This window comes from Pseudomonas sp. SDO55104_S430 (assembly GCF_054070595.1).
The window spans coordinates 35,785-50,499 of the sequence record NZ_JBSVXG010000019.1 but is presented as its reverse complement, the minus strand read 5'-3'; the positions used below and the strand labels follow the sequence as shown (position 1 = coordinate 50,499).

The window sequence follows — 14,715 nt, the reverse complement described above, 5'->3', positions numbered from 1 at the left end:
CCCGAACACCGCTGGGTGTCAGGCAGCCCGCGTCATCGTTGACGTCCATCGCGAGCGTGCTCGCTCCTACAGGGGAGTGCGCGCTGATTGTTACGTATTTCGCAAGACTGAATCAGATCCAGCCATCTTTATCGCGCAAGGCCGATGCCTAAAAATTCAGGCATCAGGATCAACCCGGAATGCAGAAAAATGAAAACATTGACCAGCCTGTTTCTGACCCTCATGGCCACCACGGCCATGGCCGCCGACAACCTGCCTTCCGCAGTCCCTTACAATCCCGCGCAACCGCTGGACATTGCCAAGGTGGTTTCCGTATCGGATACCGCGACAGCCTGCGGCGTGGTGCCGGCGACCATGGTGTATGTGGACCATCAGGGCCAGACCCATCGCGTGACCTACGAGGTCATGGGCAACTGCACCAGCAACCTGTGATCAGTCGCTCATAGCAGCGTCCAGGTGTAGCTCAGGATCAAGCGGTTCTCATCGATATCACTGCGGTAGTTGGAGCGCGCCATGGCATTGCGCACACGGATGCCGAGGCCCTTGAGGCTGCCGCTCTGCAGGACATAGCCAATATCCAGATCGCGCTCGCGATCCTTGCCCTCAAAGCCCTTGCCGGTGTCGACGTTGTTGCCCGAGATGTAACGCACGGTACTGGTCAGGCCGGGTACGCCGAGGGCGGCGAAGTCGTAGTCATAACGCGCCTGCCATGAACGCTCATCAGTGAAGGCGAACTCGTAGGTCGGCACCTCGTTGCCCAGCGGCGAGATGTTGGCAAAGACCCGCGGGAACGCCGTGTCGCCATACATCGCCTGATAGCCGACATAGAACGTGTGACCGCCGCGCTTGGCCGACAGCAGAGAGAAAAACGCCTGATTGTCGATATTGCCCAACAGCTTCTTGCCGTCTTCTCGGGAATCGAAGTAGCCGAGGTTGGCGCCCAGAACCCAGTCGCCCATTGGCTCGCTGTGCTTGAGGCCGAGAAAGCGCTGGTTGTAGATATCTTCCAGCTGCCCGTACCAGGCGCTCACTGAAGTGCGTTTCTCATTGAAGGCGTAATCGGCCCCGGCAAAATTGAAGCCGTCGCTGCTGACCTGACGCTGCGGCACATGGCCGAGCATGGCCTGCATTTTTTCATCCCCCGCCTCGTTGCGCAGGCTGGTTGAACTCAGGTGGCCGGCCTGCAGGGTCAGGCCAGCGATCTCGTTCGAGGTGATGCTCGCTCCCTGGTAACTCGGCGGCAGCAGACGAATATCGCTGAACACCAGCACCGGCAGGTTGGGTTGCAGCTCCCCCGCTTTCAGTTCGGTTTTCGAGAAACGCATTTTCAATGCGCCCTCCAGACGGCTGTAATTACTCGGCGCACGCCCGTCATCACCCACCGGCAGCAGACCGGTATTGACCCGATCCGGACTGCTGTCGAGCCTGAGCCCGAGCAGGCCTATCACGTCCACGCCGAAACCGACGGTGCCCTGGGTGTAACCCGATTTGACGTTGAGGATGAAACCCTGCGCCCACTCTTCGGCCTTCGATTGCGGATTTGTCCCGACGATGTCGGAGTAGTCCCGGCTGAAGTAGTAATTGCGCGCTTGCAAGGTGGCGGTGGTGTCTTCGATGAAGCCTTTTTCGGCGGCTATCGCGCCGGTGGAAAAACTCGAGGCGACAGCCAGGGACAACACGGAACCGGTTGCTGGAGAAATCTGTTTCATCGTTTTGTCTCTTATTTTTATTGATCGACAGGAACAGCTTGTTTTTGTGCAGCACTTTGGCTGCGGGTGGCGGGACGACGGGCGCTCAATATCAGGTGAGTGACCATGCCGAAAATCAGCCCCCAGAAAGCCGCGGACAGCCCCAACAACGACATGCCCGAGGCCGTGGTCAGGAAGGTCACCAGTGCGGCTTCGCGATCACTCGGCACGGCCATCGCACCGGTCAGCGCGCCGGCAATCGCGGCGAACAGTGCCAGTCCGGCCAGGGCCGCAATCAGCTCTTTGGGAAACGCCGAGAACAGTGAAACCAGCGTCGCGCCGAAGATGCCCAGCACCAGGTAGCACAGGCCGCCCACGACCCCGGCCACATAACGCTTGCCGGGATCTTCATGGGCCTCGCGGCCGGTGCAGATGGCTGCGGTGATCGCCGCCAGGTTCAGCCCATGGCAACCGAACGGCGCCAACAGCGCAGTGCCCAAGGCACTGCTGGCGATAATCGGCCTGGAGGGCGTGCCGTAGCCGCTGGCGCGTAACACTGCCATGCCGGGAACGAACTGACCGGTCAGCGCCACCATCACCAGCGGCAGCGCGATGTTCAGCGTCGCACTCAGGCTGAATGCCGGCGTGATCCACACCGGTGTGGCGAAACCGATGACCAGCGCCTCGCGGTGCAGATCGCCGGCGAGCAACGCCATCGAACATCCCACCAGCAGGACCATCAGCACCGCATAGCGCGGCACCAGCCGTTTGCAGATCAGGTAGGTGGCAAACATCGCCAGCACCAGTGCCGGTTTGCTCTGCAGCGAGACGAACAGCCCGGTGCCGAAGCTGAACAGAATCCCCGCCAGCATCGCGGCCGCAACCGCTGCCGGCAGCTTGCCGATGATTCGGTCGAACGCTCCGGAAATTCCCACCAGAAACACGATCAGGCTGCTGATCAGGTAGGCGCCCACTGCTTCGGACATGGAAATCCCCGGCAGCAGCGCCACCAGCAGCGCCGAGCCCGGCGCGGACCAGGCGATGATCACCGGCACCCGGTAGCGCAGACTCAGACCGATCCCCAGCACCGCACTGCCGATGGAAATCGCCCAAACCCAGGACGACAACACCTCCCGCGACAGATGGGCGGCATCGGCAGCCTGGAAAATGATCACCAGGGGACCGGCGTAGGAAATCACCGTGGCGATGAATCCCGCCACGGCTGCCGACAGGGAAAAATCCCGGAGCAACTTGTTCATGACACCTCGCCAACCGCGCTTTGAGGCGCCGCCAGCGATTGCCGGACGCTACGTCGACTGCTGACGGCGAACACGGTCATGGCGATGGCGGCAACCGCACCCGGCAAGGCGAAGGCCATGAAGTTCAGTTGCAGCGGCAGGCTGATCCCGAGCAAGGCACCACCTAGCAACGGTCCAACGATGGCCCCGTTGCGCCCGATGCCCGAGGCCCAGCCAAGGCCGGTGGAGCGGATGGTCATGGAGTAGAACTGCGCGGCGCAGGCGTACAGCAGAATCTGCGAGCCAATAGTAGTGGCGCCGGCAATCGCGATCAGCAGGTACAGCACCGGCATCGGGCTGTTGAAGCCGAGCAAGGTGATCGAGACGGCGCCCACCGCGAAAAACACTGCCAACACTCGCGGCAGGTTGAGTTTGTCACCCAGCACACCGCCGCCCACCGCACCGAAAATCGCGCCGAAGTTCAGCACCAGCAGGAACGACAAGCTCGAACCTAGGCTGTAGCCGGCATTGGCCATCAGTTTCGGCAGCCAGGAACTCAGGGCGTACACCATCAACAGACAGCAGAAGAACGCCAGCCACAGCATCAGCGTGCGCAGCGCCCGGCCCTCGCGGAACAGCTGCAACACCGGTGTGCCAGTGCCTTTTACTTCACTCATGAGCAGTTGATCGTCGGCCTGTGCGGCGTAGGACGGTTCGATGCGCTGCAACACGCTGCGCGCTTCCTCATGGCGCCCCTGGCGCAGCATGAAGCCCACCGACTCGGGGAGGAAATACATGATCAGCGGCAGCAACAACAGCGGCAGCACCGCCACGTAGAACACCGACTGCCAGCCAAAGCTCGGAATCAGCACGATACCCAGCCCGGCGGACAACATGCCGCCCACCGAATATCCGCTGAACATGATTGCGACCAGGGTGCTGCGGATTTTCTTTGGCGCGTATTCGTTCATCAGCGCCACGACGTTCGGCATCACTCCACCGATGCCCAGGCCGGCGATGAAACGACAGAGGCCGAATTCCGTGGGGTTTCGGGCGAAACCGTTGAGCACGGTGAAACCGCTGAAGAGGATCACGCAAATGGTGATGGCTTTTTTCCGGCCGATCCTGTCCGACAGTGGCCCGAAGAACAGCGCGCCGAACATCATCCCGAACAGCGCATAACTGCCCAGTGCCCCGGCTTGCAGAGGACTGAGCCCCCACTCCTTCATCAACATCGGCAGGACCACGCCGTAGATCACCAGATCGTAACCGTCGAAGATGATGATCAGGGCACACCAGAACAGCACCATCCAGTGAAAGCGGTTGAATCGAGCCTTGTCGATAACCTCGTGTACATCGATCTTGCGCATGGCATTTATCTCTTGTTGTTGTTTTTCAGATCGTCGGTAAGACGGCGAACGTCCGTACCGCCGATGCTAGAGATGCCGCAAGCGACTCAATATCCGCGTTGCGCAGATCGTTATCCGTTTTGTGCAGAGGGGTATGTCGAGCGAGGAATTGCACTGGCGAGGCAAACTGTTTTCTTTGCGATCACATTTGAGCGCTAAGCTTGGGCCTATGGATGATTCAGATTACCTACGCCTGCTGACCATCGCGGCCGAGCAGGCCAACGCTTTCCTGTCCAATGCCCGCAAATGGGAGCGTGAGCGTTGGGTCTGCCAGCGCCTGCTGCAAGGCTTGAACATTCCTTACCGCGCCGACGAGTTCGCCCCCGCCGGGGAGCCGCCGGACGTGCTGTTTCGCGATGCCAGTTTTGAAGTGTTTTTCGTGCTTGATGAAGGTCGGCGCCTCAACGATGAGTGGCGCGATGAACTGCAACGTCGGCGCAGTGCATTTTCCTTAAGCCAACTGGTACGCCGCGAAGCCAAGCCCCGGCGCATCCCGGCCAACGAGTTTCTGCTGCGACTGGCGCCGACCTTGCGCAAAAAAGCGCACAACTACAAGGAACGCGGCATGGATCTGGGGGAGCTGGACATCATTGCCTTCGCCAGCCTCAAGCGCGAAGTGCTGGACCTCAACAGCCACTTTCCACCGCCCACCGAGTACCTGCGCCAGGGTTGGCGCTCGCTGTCGCTGGTGGGACCTACCTTTGCTCGCGTGCTGTTCGCGCATCCCGATGCACCGGACTTTCTGCGCAGCAACCTGGGACGAAGCATCGTGTTCGATGTCGGGATCAGCCTGTGAGTCCATTGCAGGAGCTAATTGCCGAAGTCCCGCAAATCGGTCGCGTTCGATGGATCGGTGTTCGCCCCGAACGTCACGCCCCGATGATCGAACTCGATGCAGTCGAAGCACGACTTGAGGCCGGACTTACCGGTGATCGCGCCAGGCCCGGGGTGCGCAACGCGCGACAGGTGACGTTGATTCAGTGGGAACACCTGGCCGTGATCAGTTCGCTCATGGGACGCCCGGATGACAGACCGGTGCTGCCTGAAGATTTACGGCGCAATCTCGTTATCAGCGGTATCAATCTGTTCAGCCTCAAGGGCCGGCGTTTTCGCATCGGCCAGGCGATCTTTGAAACCACCGGCTGGTGTCAGCCGTGCGCGCGCCTTCAGAACAATCTCGGGCCCGGGACATTTCAGGCGGTGCGCGGACATGGCGGAATCACTGCCCGAGTGTTACAAAGTGGAATCATTCGCCTGGACGACAAGGTGAGCGTCGAGCCCATTCCGGACACCGGCTATGCTCCGTTCATCGCTCATTGAATCTGCCTGTAGCTTCTACACATTCAGCAACGTCTACCTGACGAGGCCTTTATGACCAGCCGCCTGAACCCCGATGACCAAAAGCATGTCGAAGAGTACCTGCAGTTGTCCCAGCACCAAGTCGAGCGCCGGCCATTCCGGCCGTGGATGCTCCTGGTGCTGGTATTGGCAGTGACCATTGGTCTTGGCCTGTTGAGCCGATTTATCAGTTACCTGACGCTATGAGCTGCCTTGCGCTCGCTCGGGTAACTGCACCGATTTCTTTTAGCCTTGCGAGTTATCCCCATGTCCCATCGTATCGTTATTGTCGGCGGCGGCGCCGGCGGTCTGGAGTTGGCTACCCGTCTGGGTAAGACTCTGGGCAAGCGCGGCACGGCCAGCGTGATGCTGGTCGACGCGAACCTGACCCACATCTGGAAACCGTTGCTGCACGAAGTGGCAGCCGGTTCCCTGAACTCTTCCGAAGACGAACTCAACTATGTTGCCCAGGCGAAATGGAACCACTTCGAGTTCCAGCTGGGGCGCATGAGCGGGCTCGATCGCGCGCAGAAAAAAATCCAGCTGGCCGCCACCTATGACGAAGCCGGCCTGGAGCTGGTGCCTGCGCGGGAAGTGCCTTACGACACGCTGGTGATTTCCGTCGGTAGCACCACCAACGATTTCGGCACTCAGGGTGCGGCGCAGCACTGCCTGTTCCTCGACACCCGCAAACAGGCCGAACGCTTCCACCAGCAATTGCTCAACCACTACCTGCGCGCCCACGCCGGGCAAAACGTTCAGGACGAGCAGATCAGCGTGGCCATCGTCGGCGCCGGTGCCACCGGGGTCGAACTGGCCGCAGAGTTGCACAACGCTGCCCACGAACTGGCAGCATATGGCCTGGACCGGATCAAGCCGGAAAACATGCACATCACCCTGATCGAAGCCGGTCCTCGGGTGCTGCCGGCGCTGCCGGAGCGCATCGGCGGGCCTGTGCATAAAACCCTGGAGAAGCTCGGGGTCAACGTGATGACCAATGCCGCGGTCAGCGAAGTCACGGCCGACGCCCTGATTACTGCCGACGGCAAGATCATCAATGCCGGCCTGAAAGTCTGGGCGGCAGGCATTCGCGCTCCGGGTTTCCTCAAGGACATCGACGGCCTGGAAACCAACCGCATCAACCAGTTGCAAGTCCTGCCGACTTTGCAAACCACCCGCGACGAGAACATCTTCGCCTTCGGTGACTGCGCCGCCTGCCCGCAACCGGGCAGCGACCGCAACGTACCGCCGCGCGCCCAGGCTGCGCATCAGCAGGCGTCGCTGCTGGCCAAGTCGCTGAAGCTGCGGATCGAAGGCAAGGCGTTGCCCGAGTACAAGTACACCGACTACGGCTCGCTGATTTCGCTGTCGCGTTTTTCCGCTGTGGGTAACTTGATGGGCAATCTGACTGGCAGCGTGATGCTGGAGGGGTGGCTGGCGCGGATGTTCTACGTGTCGTTGTACCGCATGCACCAGATGGCGCTGTACGGATGGTTCCGCACGGCAATGCTGATGCTGGGCAGCAAGATCGGGCGGGGGACTGAGCCGAGGCTCAAGTTGCACTGACACGGTCCAGTGTGGGAGCGGGCTTGCTCGCGAAAGCGGAGTATCAGCCAACATCAGAGTGTCTGGTCCAACGCTTTCGCGGGCAAGCCACGCTCCCACAGGTTTTGCGCCGACTGCAATTTCGGGTTACGACACAAACTCTGTGGGAGCGCGGCTTGCCCGCGATGACGGCATATCAGGCGGCATCAATGTCGACTGGTAGAACGCTATCGCGAGCAGGCTCGCTCCCACAGGTTTTTTCTCCCATCGATTTTTCTGCAGCGCTTAGACTCTGAAACGCCGCACCATCCCCTGCAGTGCATTGGCCAGTTGCGACAGCTCATGGCTTGAAGCACTGGTCTGATCCGCGCCGGCTGCCGAGCGCACCGACAAGTCACGAATGTTCACCAGGTTGCGATCGACCTCCCGCGCCACTTGCGCCTGCTCTTCCGCCGCGCTGGCGATGACCAGGTTGCGCTCGTGAATCTGGTGCACCGAAGCGGTGATGGTTTGCAGCGCCTGGCCTGCGCGTTCAGCGAGAACCAGGGTGCTGGCAGCACGGGTCGCGCTGGCATTCATGGCATCCAGGGCCAGGCTCGAACCGCTGCGCATGCCCTGCACCATCTGCTCGATTTCCTGGGTCGACTGCTGCGTGCGATAAGCCAGCGCCCGCACTTCATCGGCCACTACCGCGAATCCGCGACCGCTCTCCCCCGCCCGCGCCGCCTCGATGGCCGCGTTCAGTGCCAGCAGGTTGGTCTGTTCGGCAATCGCACGAATCACATCCAATACCTTGCCGATATCCTGAGACTGATTGGCCAGCGATTGCACCAACTCGCTGGTGCTCTGCACATCGTCGGACAGCGAACTGATGGCACTGGCCGTCTCACTGACCCGCTCCTGCCCCATTCGCGCCGATTCGCTGGACTGACGAGTGGCATCGGAGGTGGACACCGCGTTGCGCGCAACCTCTTCCACTGCGCTGGTCATTTCATTCACGGCGGTCGCCGCCTGCTCGATTTCGTTGTTCTGCTGTTGCAGGCCCTGGGTGCTGTCGAGGGTCACAGCGTTCAGTTCGTCAGCGGCGGTGGTCAACTGAGTCGCGGAACGGCTGATGCCCTGCAGGGTTTCCCGCAGGTTCTGCTGCATGGTGGCCAGCGCCTTGAGCAGGCGACTGACTTCGTCATTACCCCGGGTTTCGATCGGACGAGTCAGATCGCCTTGAGCCACATGCTCCGCGGCGATCACAGCTTCACTCAGCGGGCGCACGATGCTGCGGGTCAGCAACAAGGCCAGGGCGACTGTCGCCAGGGCCGCAAGGCCGATAAACAGGCTGACGATCGTGCGCGAGGTGTCGTAGTGATCCCGGGATTTTTCGCTTTCGGCCGCAACTTGACGGGTGAAGAGTTCCGCCAGGTCACTGAGTTGCTTGCCCGAGCCGTCGACCACGGTTTTCATATCGACCAGCAACAGTTTGGTCAGCTCGTCGCGACGCCCCTGTTCAGCCAGCGTGAAGGACTGGGCAATGCCGGCGCGGTAAGCGGTGAAGGTACTTTTGAACTGGTCATACAGTGCCCTGCCTTCGGGCGAGGTCACCAGCTTGTCGTAGGCGGCGATTTTCTCGCTCAGCTCCTTGTCCCGGGTATCCATCTGGCTGCGGTATTGCGCGATGTTCTTTGGGTCCTGGTCCAGGGCCATGCGCAGGGAAATGGTGCGGATGCGCAGCATGATTTCGCGGATCTCGTCACCGCCGCGAATGCTCGGCAGCCATTGTTTCTCCACCGCCACCTCGCTTTCGCGGATGCTCGACATTTGTCCCAGGGCAAAAATCCCGAGCAGTGCGACGAGCAATGCGATCAAGGCAAACCCCAGTGCGGCACGGGGGGCAATATTCAACTGACGAAGAAACATAACGAGCGCCTTTGTTTTTATTGGCTTGAGTGAAGGGCTGAACCCCGACAGCTCGTTATCGGCAAGTTGTACGATGACTTGAAGTGCTTTTTTGCAGGCAAAAAAAATCCCCGTATCTTTCGATACGAGGATTTTTAATATGGTCGGGGTAAGGGGATTCGAACTCCTGACATCCTGCTCCCAAAGCAGGCGCGCTACCGGACTGCGCTATACCCCGGTAAAAAAAAGGCACCTTTAAAAGGCGCCTTCTGCGAACAGAGCTTTTGGCGTCTGATCTTAAGATTCGATTCCAGCGAACTGGTCTCAAAAATGGTGGGTCGTGTGGGATTCGAACCTACGACCAATTGGTTAAAAGCCAACTGCTCTACCAACTGAGCTAACGACCCAAAAATGGTCGGGGTAAGGGGATTCGAACTCCTGACATCCTGCTCCCAAAGCAGGCGCGCTACCGGACTGCGCTATACCCCGGTAAAAAAAAGGCACCTTTAAAAGGCGCCTTCTGCGAACAGAGCTTTTGGCGTCTGATCTTAAGATTCGATTCCAGCGAACTGGTCTCAAAAATGGTGGGTCGTGTGGGATTCGAACCTACGACCAATTGGTTAAAAGCCAACTGCTCTACCAACTGAGCTAACGACCCAAAAATGGTCGGGGTAAGGGGATTCGAACTCCTGACATCCTGCTCCCAAAGCAGGCGCGCTACCGGACTGCGCTATACCCCGGCTTGAAATTGGCTCCGTGACCAGGACTCGAACCTGGGACCCAATGATTAACAGTCATTTGCTCTACCGACTGAGCTATCACGGAACTACACATTTCAATTTACATCTACAACGTTGGTGCTTTACAGCGTTCTCTTCAACTCGTTCGCATCGCTGCGTTCGTGTGTCTGAGGCGCGCTATTCTACAATCTTAAGCACCTCTGTCAACCCCCTAAATTGCTTTCAAGTTAATGATTTGCAACTTATTTCAGATTTCTACTCAGTGAGCGGAAACCCTGGCGGGTGACTTACTGCGGGGCGCACTTTACAAGCCTTTTCCTTTAACTTCAACAACCTAATGAAAAAAAGGCCTCGCAATGCGAGGCCTTTTTTTTTGTACCGCCGTTTTGGCTCAGTTGAAAACGATTTCGTCGTTCTCCACGGTGCCCTTCGCCGTGTCTCCCGGCATGAAGCGACCGGAGAGGATCAACTGCGCCAGCGGGTTCTCGATCCAGCGCTGGATCGCGCGTTTCAGCGGCCGTGCGCCATACACCGGGTCGTACCCTACCGCGATCAGCTTATCCATCGCTTCGGGGCTCAACTCCAGCTTCAGCTCGCGCTCGGTGAGACGGCTGCGCAGACGGCTCAACTGGATCTCGGTGATACCGGCGATCTGATCCCGTGCCAATGGCTCGAAGATCACCACTTCGTCGACCCGGTTGATGAACTCCGGACGGAAGTGCGAGGAAATCGCATCCATCACCGCCGCACGCTGGGCCTCACGGTCATCGATCAGTTCCTGGATCTGCGCCGATCCCAGGTTGGAGGTCATGACGATCACGGTGTTCTTGAAATCCACCGTGCGGCCATGGCTGTCGGTCAGACGGCCGTCTTCCAGCACCTGCAGCAGGACGTTGAACACATCTGGATGCGCTTTCTCGACCTCATCCAGCAGGATCACAGAGTAAGGCTTGCGACGCACAGCCTCGGTCAGGTAACCGCCCTCTTCATAACCCACGTATCCCGGTGGTGCACCGATCAGACGAGCCACGGAATGTTTCTCCATGAACTCGGACATGTCGATACGCACCATCGCCTCTTCAGTATCGAAGAGGAACTCGGCCAGCGCCTTGCACAGCTCGGTTTTACCGACACCGGTCGGGCCGAGGAACATGAACGAGCCACTCGGACGATTCGGGTCGGCCAGCCCGGCACGGGAGCGCCGCACCGCATTGGAAACCGCGACTACCGCTTCTTCCTGGCCGATCACACGCTGGTGCAACAGGCTTTCCATCTTCATCAGTTTTTCGCGCTCGCCTTCGAGCATCTTCGACACGGGAATACCGGTCCACTTCGACACGACTTCGGCGATCTCTTCTTCAGTCACCTTGCTGCGCAGCAACTGATTTTCGCTCTTGCCATGCTGGTCGACCATTTGCAGGCTGCGCTCCAGGTCCGGGATCACCCCGTACTGCAACTCGGCCATGCGGTTCAGGTCGCCTTTGCGGCGCGCTGCCTCCAGTTCCTGCCGGGACTGTTCGATTTTCTGCTGGATCTGCGCAGAACCCTGTACCTCGGCTTTTTCCGAGTTCCAGATTTCCTCGAGATCCGAGTACTCACGCTCATGCCGAGCGATTTCTTCCTGCAGTTTTTCCAGACGCTTCTTCGCCGCGTCGTCGCTTTCTTTCTTCAGTGCCTGGGATTCCACCTTCAGCTGAATCAGACGGCGTTCCAGACGGTCCAGCACTTCCGGCTTGGAGTCGATTTCCATGCGGATGCGGCTGGCCGCCTCGTCGATCAGGTCGATAGCCTTGTCCGGCAACTGACGATCGGTGATGTAGCGATGGCTCAGCTTGGCCGCCGCGATGATCGCGCCGTCGGTGATCGCTACCTTGTGGTGAACCTCGTAACGCTCCTTGAGGCCACGCAGGATGGCAATGGTGTCTTCCTCGCTCGGCTCATCCACCAATACCTTCTGGAAGCGCCGCTCAAGGGCCGCGTCCTTCTCTATATATTGGCGGTACTCGTTGAGCGTGGTCGCACCGACGCAATGCAGCTCGCCACGTGCCAGAGCCGGCTTGAGCATGTTGCCCGCATCCATCGAACCCTCGCCCTTACCGGCGCCGACCATGGTGTGCAGCTCGTCGATGAACAGGATGATTTGCCCTTCCTGCTTCGAGAGCTCGTTGAGCAACGCTTTTAGCCGCTCTTCGAACTCGCCGCGGTACTTGGCACCGGCAATCAGCGCGCCCATGTCCAGGGACAGCAGACGCTTGCCCCGCAGGCCATCCGGCACTTCGCCGTTGATGATGCGCTGGGCCAGGCCTTCGGCGATGGCGGTTTTACCCACGCCAGGCTCACCGATCAGGACCGGGTTGTTCTTGGTGCGGCGCTGCAGCACCTGAATGGTCCGGCGAATTTCGTCGTCACGACCGATCACCGGATCGAGCTTGCCGTCTTCGGCGCGCTTGGTCAGGTCGACGGTGTATTTGTCCAGGGCCTGGCGCGCCTCTTCGTGGTTGGGGTCATTGACCGCCTCGCCACCGCGCAGGTTGTTGATCGCGTTCTCCAGGGCTTTCTTGCTCACGCCCTGGCCCAGCAGCAATTTGCCGAGCTTGCTGTTCTCGTCCATGGCGGCGAGCAGCACCAGCTCGCTGGAAATGAACTGGTCGCCCTTCTGCTGGGCCAGGCGATCGGCCTGGTTGAGCAGACGCGCCAAGTCCTGCGACATGTTCACGTCGCCGGTTGGATTCTGGATTTTCGGCAGCTGGTCGAGCTCTTTGGTCAGCTCTTTACGCAGGCTGTTGACGTCGAAGCCCACCTGCATCAGCAGGGGCTTGATCGAACCGCCCTGTTGTTCGAGCAGGGCCTGCATCAGATGCGCCGGCTCGATGGCGGGATGGTCATGACCGACGGCCAGGGATTGGGCGTCGGATAAAGCTAACTGCAATTTACTGGTTAAACGATCTATACGCATGGGTCACCTTCCTTTTGAGCAGGCCGGACCTATAGAACATCCTGAATGAAGAAACCTGCCAGATACCACACTAGATGTGGCCGATTCTGGAAGATTCAAGCGTCGGAGTGTTGATGCAGGTCAGGCAAGTCTAGCGGTCGAGCCAGACCAGGGAGGCAAACCTGCCGGTGCGCGATGCACGGCGGTAAGAGAAGAAGCGCGGGTCGGTCACGGTACAGAATCCGCCACCGTAAACGGCTGTGACGCCGCGAGCGGCCAAGCGCAAGCGGGCTAACGTATAGATGTCTGCCATGAATTTGCCGGCATTTGCACTGGGTACAAAAGCTTTGGCGGCCTCAGGCAATTGTTCAATGAAGACCTGGCGCACTTCCGGACCGACCTCAAAGGCCTGCGGGCCGATGGCCGGCCCCAGCCAGACCAGTACGTCCTCGGGCGCTACGGCCATTGCATCCAGTGTCGCTTCCAGCACACCGGCCGCCAGTCCGCGCCAGCCAGCGTGAGCGGCTGCGACGCGAGTACCGGCACGATCGCAAAACAATGCCGGCAGGCAATCGGCGGTCATCGCCGCGCAGGCGATGCCGGGGGTCGACGTCCAGCTGGCGTCGGCAGTGACGACCTGGCTGGGGTCGGCATGCGCCACGGCAATGCCGTGAACCTGCTTCAACCAGGCCGGCTGCATGGAGAAGTGATCGGTGAGTCGACGGCGATTTTCGGCGACAGCCTCGGGGCTGTCCTCGACATGATCGCCCAGATTGAGGCTGTCGAACGGCGCCAGACTGACGCCGCCCGCACGGGTGGTGACACAAGCTTTGACCCCGGCCGGCGCGGGCCAGTCTGGAATCAGCCAGTCACTCATCCGACAAACGCCTCGCGGTCTTGCTTGAGCAGGGTCAGCAACCAGACGAAGTCTTCCGGCAATGGCGACTCCCAGCTCATGCGCTGCCCCGTGGTCGGGTGCTCCAGTTCCAGGAACCGTGCGTGCAGGGCCTGACGCGGGAAGTGCTTCAGCGACTCGACCATGGTCGGGTTGGCGGCTGGCGGGATGCGGAAACGACCACCGTAGGCCGGGTCTCCGACCAACGGGAAGTTGATGTGCGCCATGTGCACGCGAATCTGGTGCGTACGACCGGTTTCCAGCTTGACCCGCACATGAGTGTGCGAGCGGAAGCGCTCCAGCACGCGGTAATGGCTGACGGCCGGCTTGCCGCCTTCCATCACGGCCATGCGCTGGCGCTGCTGGCCGTGGCGACCGATCGGCGCGTTGATCTTGCCCCCGGCAGTCACCACACCGATCACGATGCATTCGTAGATACGGCTGACACTGCGACTCTGCAATTGGGCGACGAGCTTGGTCTGCGCCTGAATGGTCTTGGCCACCACCATCAGACCGGTGGTGTCCTTGTCCAGACGGTGCACGATACCGGCGCGGGGCACATTGACGATGTCCGGCACATGGTGCAGCAGGGCGTTGAGCAAGGTGCCATCAGCGTGGCCGGCAGCCGGATGCACCACCAGGCCCGCAGGCTTGTTGATCACCAGGATGTCGTCGTCTTCGTAGACGATGTCCAGCTCGATGTCCTGGGCGACCCATTCGCCCTGGGCTTCCTGCTCGGCGGTCAGTTCGAGGATGGAGCCGCCATGCACGATGTCGCGCGGGCGGATGACCGCACCGTCCACAGTCAGGCGGCCTTCTTTGATCCAGGCGGAAAGGCGCGAGCGAGAGTGCTCAGCGAAGAGTTGGGCGGCGACTTGATCGAGGCGTTGGCCGCCCAAATCGGACGGCACCTCTGCGCGAAGTTCAATTTTATCGGACATGCTCGGACTGGGCGTCGGCACAGCCTTTGGTTTCGGCTGCGCGCTTGTGGTTAAATACGGCGTCTTTTGCCCCGAGGCTATTCAACGGGGCGCTCA

12 protein-coding genes, 6 tRNA genes and 1 pseudogene are annotated in these 14,715 nt (G+C 60.2%); 5 read left to right on the top strand and 14 right to left on the bottom strand.

What is annotated here, in order from left to right:
- The first annotated feature begins 189 nt into the window (after positions 1-189).
- The gene (locus tag ACW9JE_RS06350) at positions 190-432 is read left to right on the top strand and encodes a DUF2790 domain-containing protein (RefSeq protein ID WP_457432255.1); all 243 of its coding nucleotides are present in this window, start codon (positions 190-192) and stop codon (positions 430-432) included.
- An 8-nt stretch (positions 433-440) separates the two neighbouring features.
- On the opposite strand, the gene ACW9JE_RS06345 is transcribed toward ACW9JE_RS06350, so the two are convergent.
- From ACW9JE_RS06345 to ACW9JE_RS06335, 3 genes are read right to left on the bottom strand one after another with little or no spacing between them, the layout of a single operon-like run.
- Entirely contained in the window at positions 441-1,709 is a 1,269-nt protein-coding gene (locus ACW9JE_RS06345) for an OprD family porin (RefSeq protein ID WP_457432254.1), read from the bottom strand.
- A gap of 17 nt (positions 1,710-1,726) precedes the next feature.
- Positions 1,727-2,947: a benzoate/H(+) symporter BenE family transporter gene (locus ACW9JE_RS06340; protein ID WP_457432253.1), complete on the bottom strand. Its 1,221-nt coding sequence runs from the start codon at positions 2,945-2,947 to the stop codon at positions 1,727-1,729.
- Positions 2,944-4,296, bottom strand: a complete 1,353-nt coding sequence (locus ACW9JE_RS06335; protein WP_457432252.1) for an aromatic acid/H+ symport family MFS transporter — start codon at positions 4,294-4,296, stop codon at positions 2,944-2,946. Before ACW9JE_RS06335 ends, ACW9JE_RS06340 begins: the two co-directional genes overlap by 4 nt.
- A gap of 208 nt (positions 4,297-4,504) precedes the next feature.
- On the opposite strand from ACW9JE_RS06335, the gene ACW9JE_RS06330 reads away from it, so the two are divergent.
- From ACW9JE_RS06330 to ACW9JE_RS06315, 4 genes are read left to right on the top strand one after another with little or no spacing between them, the layout of a single operon-like run.
- The gene (locus ACW9JE_RS06330) at positions 4,505-5,131 is read left to right on the top strand and encodes a DUF1780 domain-containing protein (RefSeq protein WP_007970534.1); all 627 of its coding nucleotides are present in this window, start codon (positions 4,505-4,507) and stop codon (positions 5,129-5,131) included.
- Complete coding sequence (locus ACW9JE_RS06325; protein ID WP_457432251.1) at positions 5,128-5,655, top strand: MOSC domain-containing protein; 528 nt, start codon at positions 5,128-5,130, stop codon at positions 5,653-5,655. The genes ACW9JE_RS06330 and ACW9JE_RS06325 overlap by 4 nt, the downstream gene beginning before the upstream one ends.
- Positions 5,656-5,706: 51 nt before the next feature.
- Entirely contained in the window at positions 5,707-5,880 is a 174-nt protein-coding gene (locus ACW9JE_RS06320; RefSeq protein WP_008022453.1) for a DUF3094 domain-containing protein, read from the top strand.
- A 60-nt stretch (positions 5,881-5,940) separates the two neighbouring features.
- Complete coding sequence (locus ACW9JE_RS06315) at positions 5,941-7,239, top strand: NAD(P)/FAD-dependent oxidoreductase (protein ID WP_457432250.1); 1,299 nt, start codon at positions 5,941-5,943, stop codon at positions 7,237-7,239.
- A 264-nt stretch (positions 7,240-7,503) separates the two neighbouring features.
- Here ACW9JE_RS06315 and ACW9JE_RS06310 read toward each other — a convergent pair whose 3' ends face one another.
- The 11 genes and pseudogenes from ACW9JE_RS06310 to rluD form a co-directional block, all read right to left on the bottom strand.
- Entirely contained in the window at positions 7,504-8,367 is an 864-nt protein-coding gene (locus ACW9JE_RS06310) for a methyl-accepting chemotaxis protein (RefSeq protein ID WP_457432256.1), read from the bottom strand.
- A pseudogene (locus ACW9JE_RS06305) lies at positions 8,359-9,129 on the bottom strand (MCP four helix bundle domain-containing protein); the annotation flags it as partial. The gene ACW9JE_RS06310 and the pseudogene ACW9JE_RS06305, both read right to left, overlap by 9 nt.
- A gap of 140 nt (positions 9,130-9,269) precedes the next feature.
- Positions 9,270-9,346: transfer RNA gene (locus tag ACW9JE_RS06300), tRNA-Pro, on the bottom strand.
- A gap of 93 nt (positions 9,347-9,439) precedes the next feature.
- Positions 9,440-9,515, bottom strand: a tRNA-Lys gene (locus ACW9JE_RS06295).
- 5 nt (positions 9,516-9,520) lie between these two features.
- A tRNA-Pro gene (locus ACW9JE_RS06290) sits at positions 9,521-9,597 on the bottom strand.
- A gap of 93 nt (positions 9,598-9,690) precedes the next feature.
- Positions 9,691-9,766 (bottom strand) — tRNA-Lys (locus ACW9JE_RS06285).
- A 5-nt stretch (positions 9,767-9,771) separates the two neighbouring features.
- Positions 9,772-9,848: transfer RNA gene (locus tag ACW9JE_RS06280), tRNA-Pro, on the bottom strand.
- A gap of 9 nt (positions 9,849-9,857) precedes the next feature.
- A tRNA-Asn gene (locus tag ACW9JE_RS06275) sits at positions 9,858-9,933 on the bottom strand.
- A 306-nt stretch (positions 9,934-10,239) separates the two neighbouring features.
- Positions 10,240-12,804, bottom strand: coding sequence for an ATP-dependent chaperone ClpB (gene clpB / locus ACW9JE_RS06270; RefSeq protein WP_224534181.1), 2,565 nt, complete (start codon positions 12,802-12,804; stop codon positions 10,240-10,242).
- Between the two features lie 130 nt (positions 12,805-12,934).
- On the bottom strand, positions 12,935-13,660 hold the full coding sequence (pgeF, locus tag ACW9JE_RS06265; RefSeq protein ID WP_457432249.1) for a peptidoglycan editing factor PgeF: 726 nt from the start codon (positions 13,658-13,660) through the stop codon (positions 12,935-12,937).
- Positions 13,657-14,619, bottom strand: coding sequence for a 23S rRNA pseudouridine(1911/1915/1917) synthase RluD (gene rluD / locus ACW9JE_RS06260; RefSeq protein WP_224534179.1), 963 nt, complete (start codon positions 14,617-14,619; stop codon positions 13,657-13,659). Before rluD ends, pgeF begins: the two co-directional genes overlap by 4 nt.
- Positions 14,620-14,715: the final 96 nt, after the last annotated feature.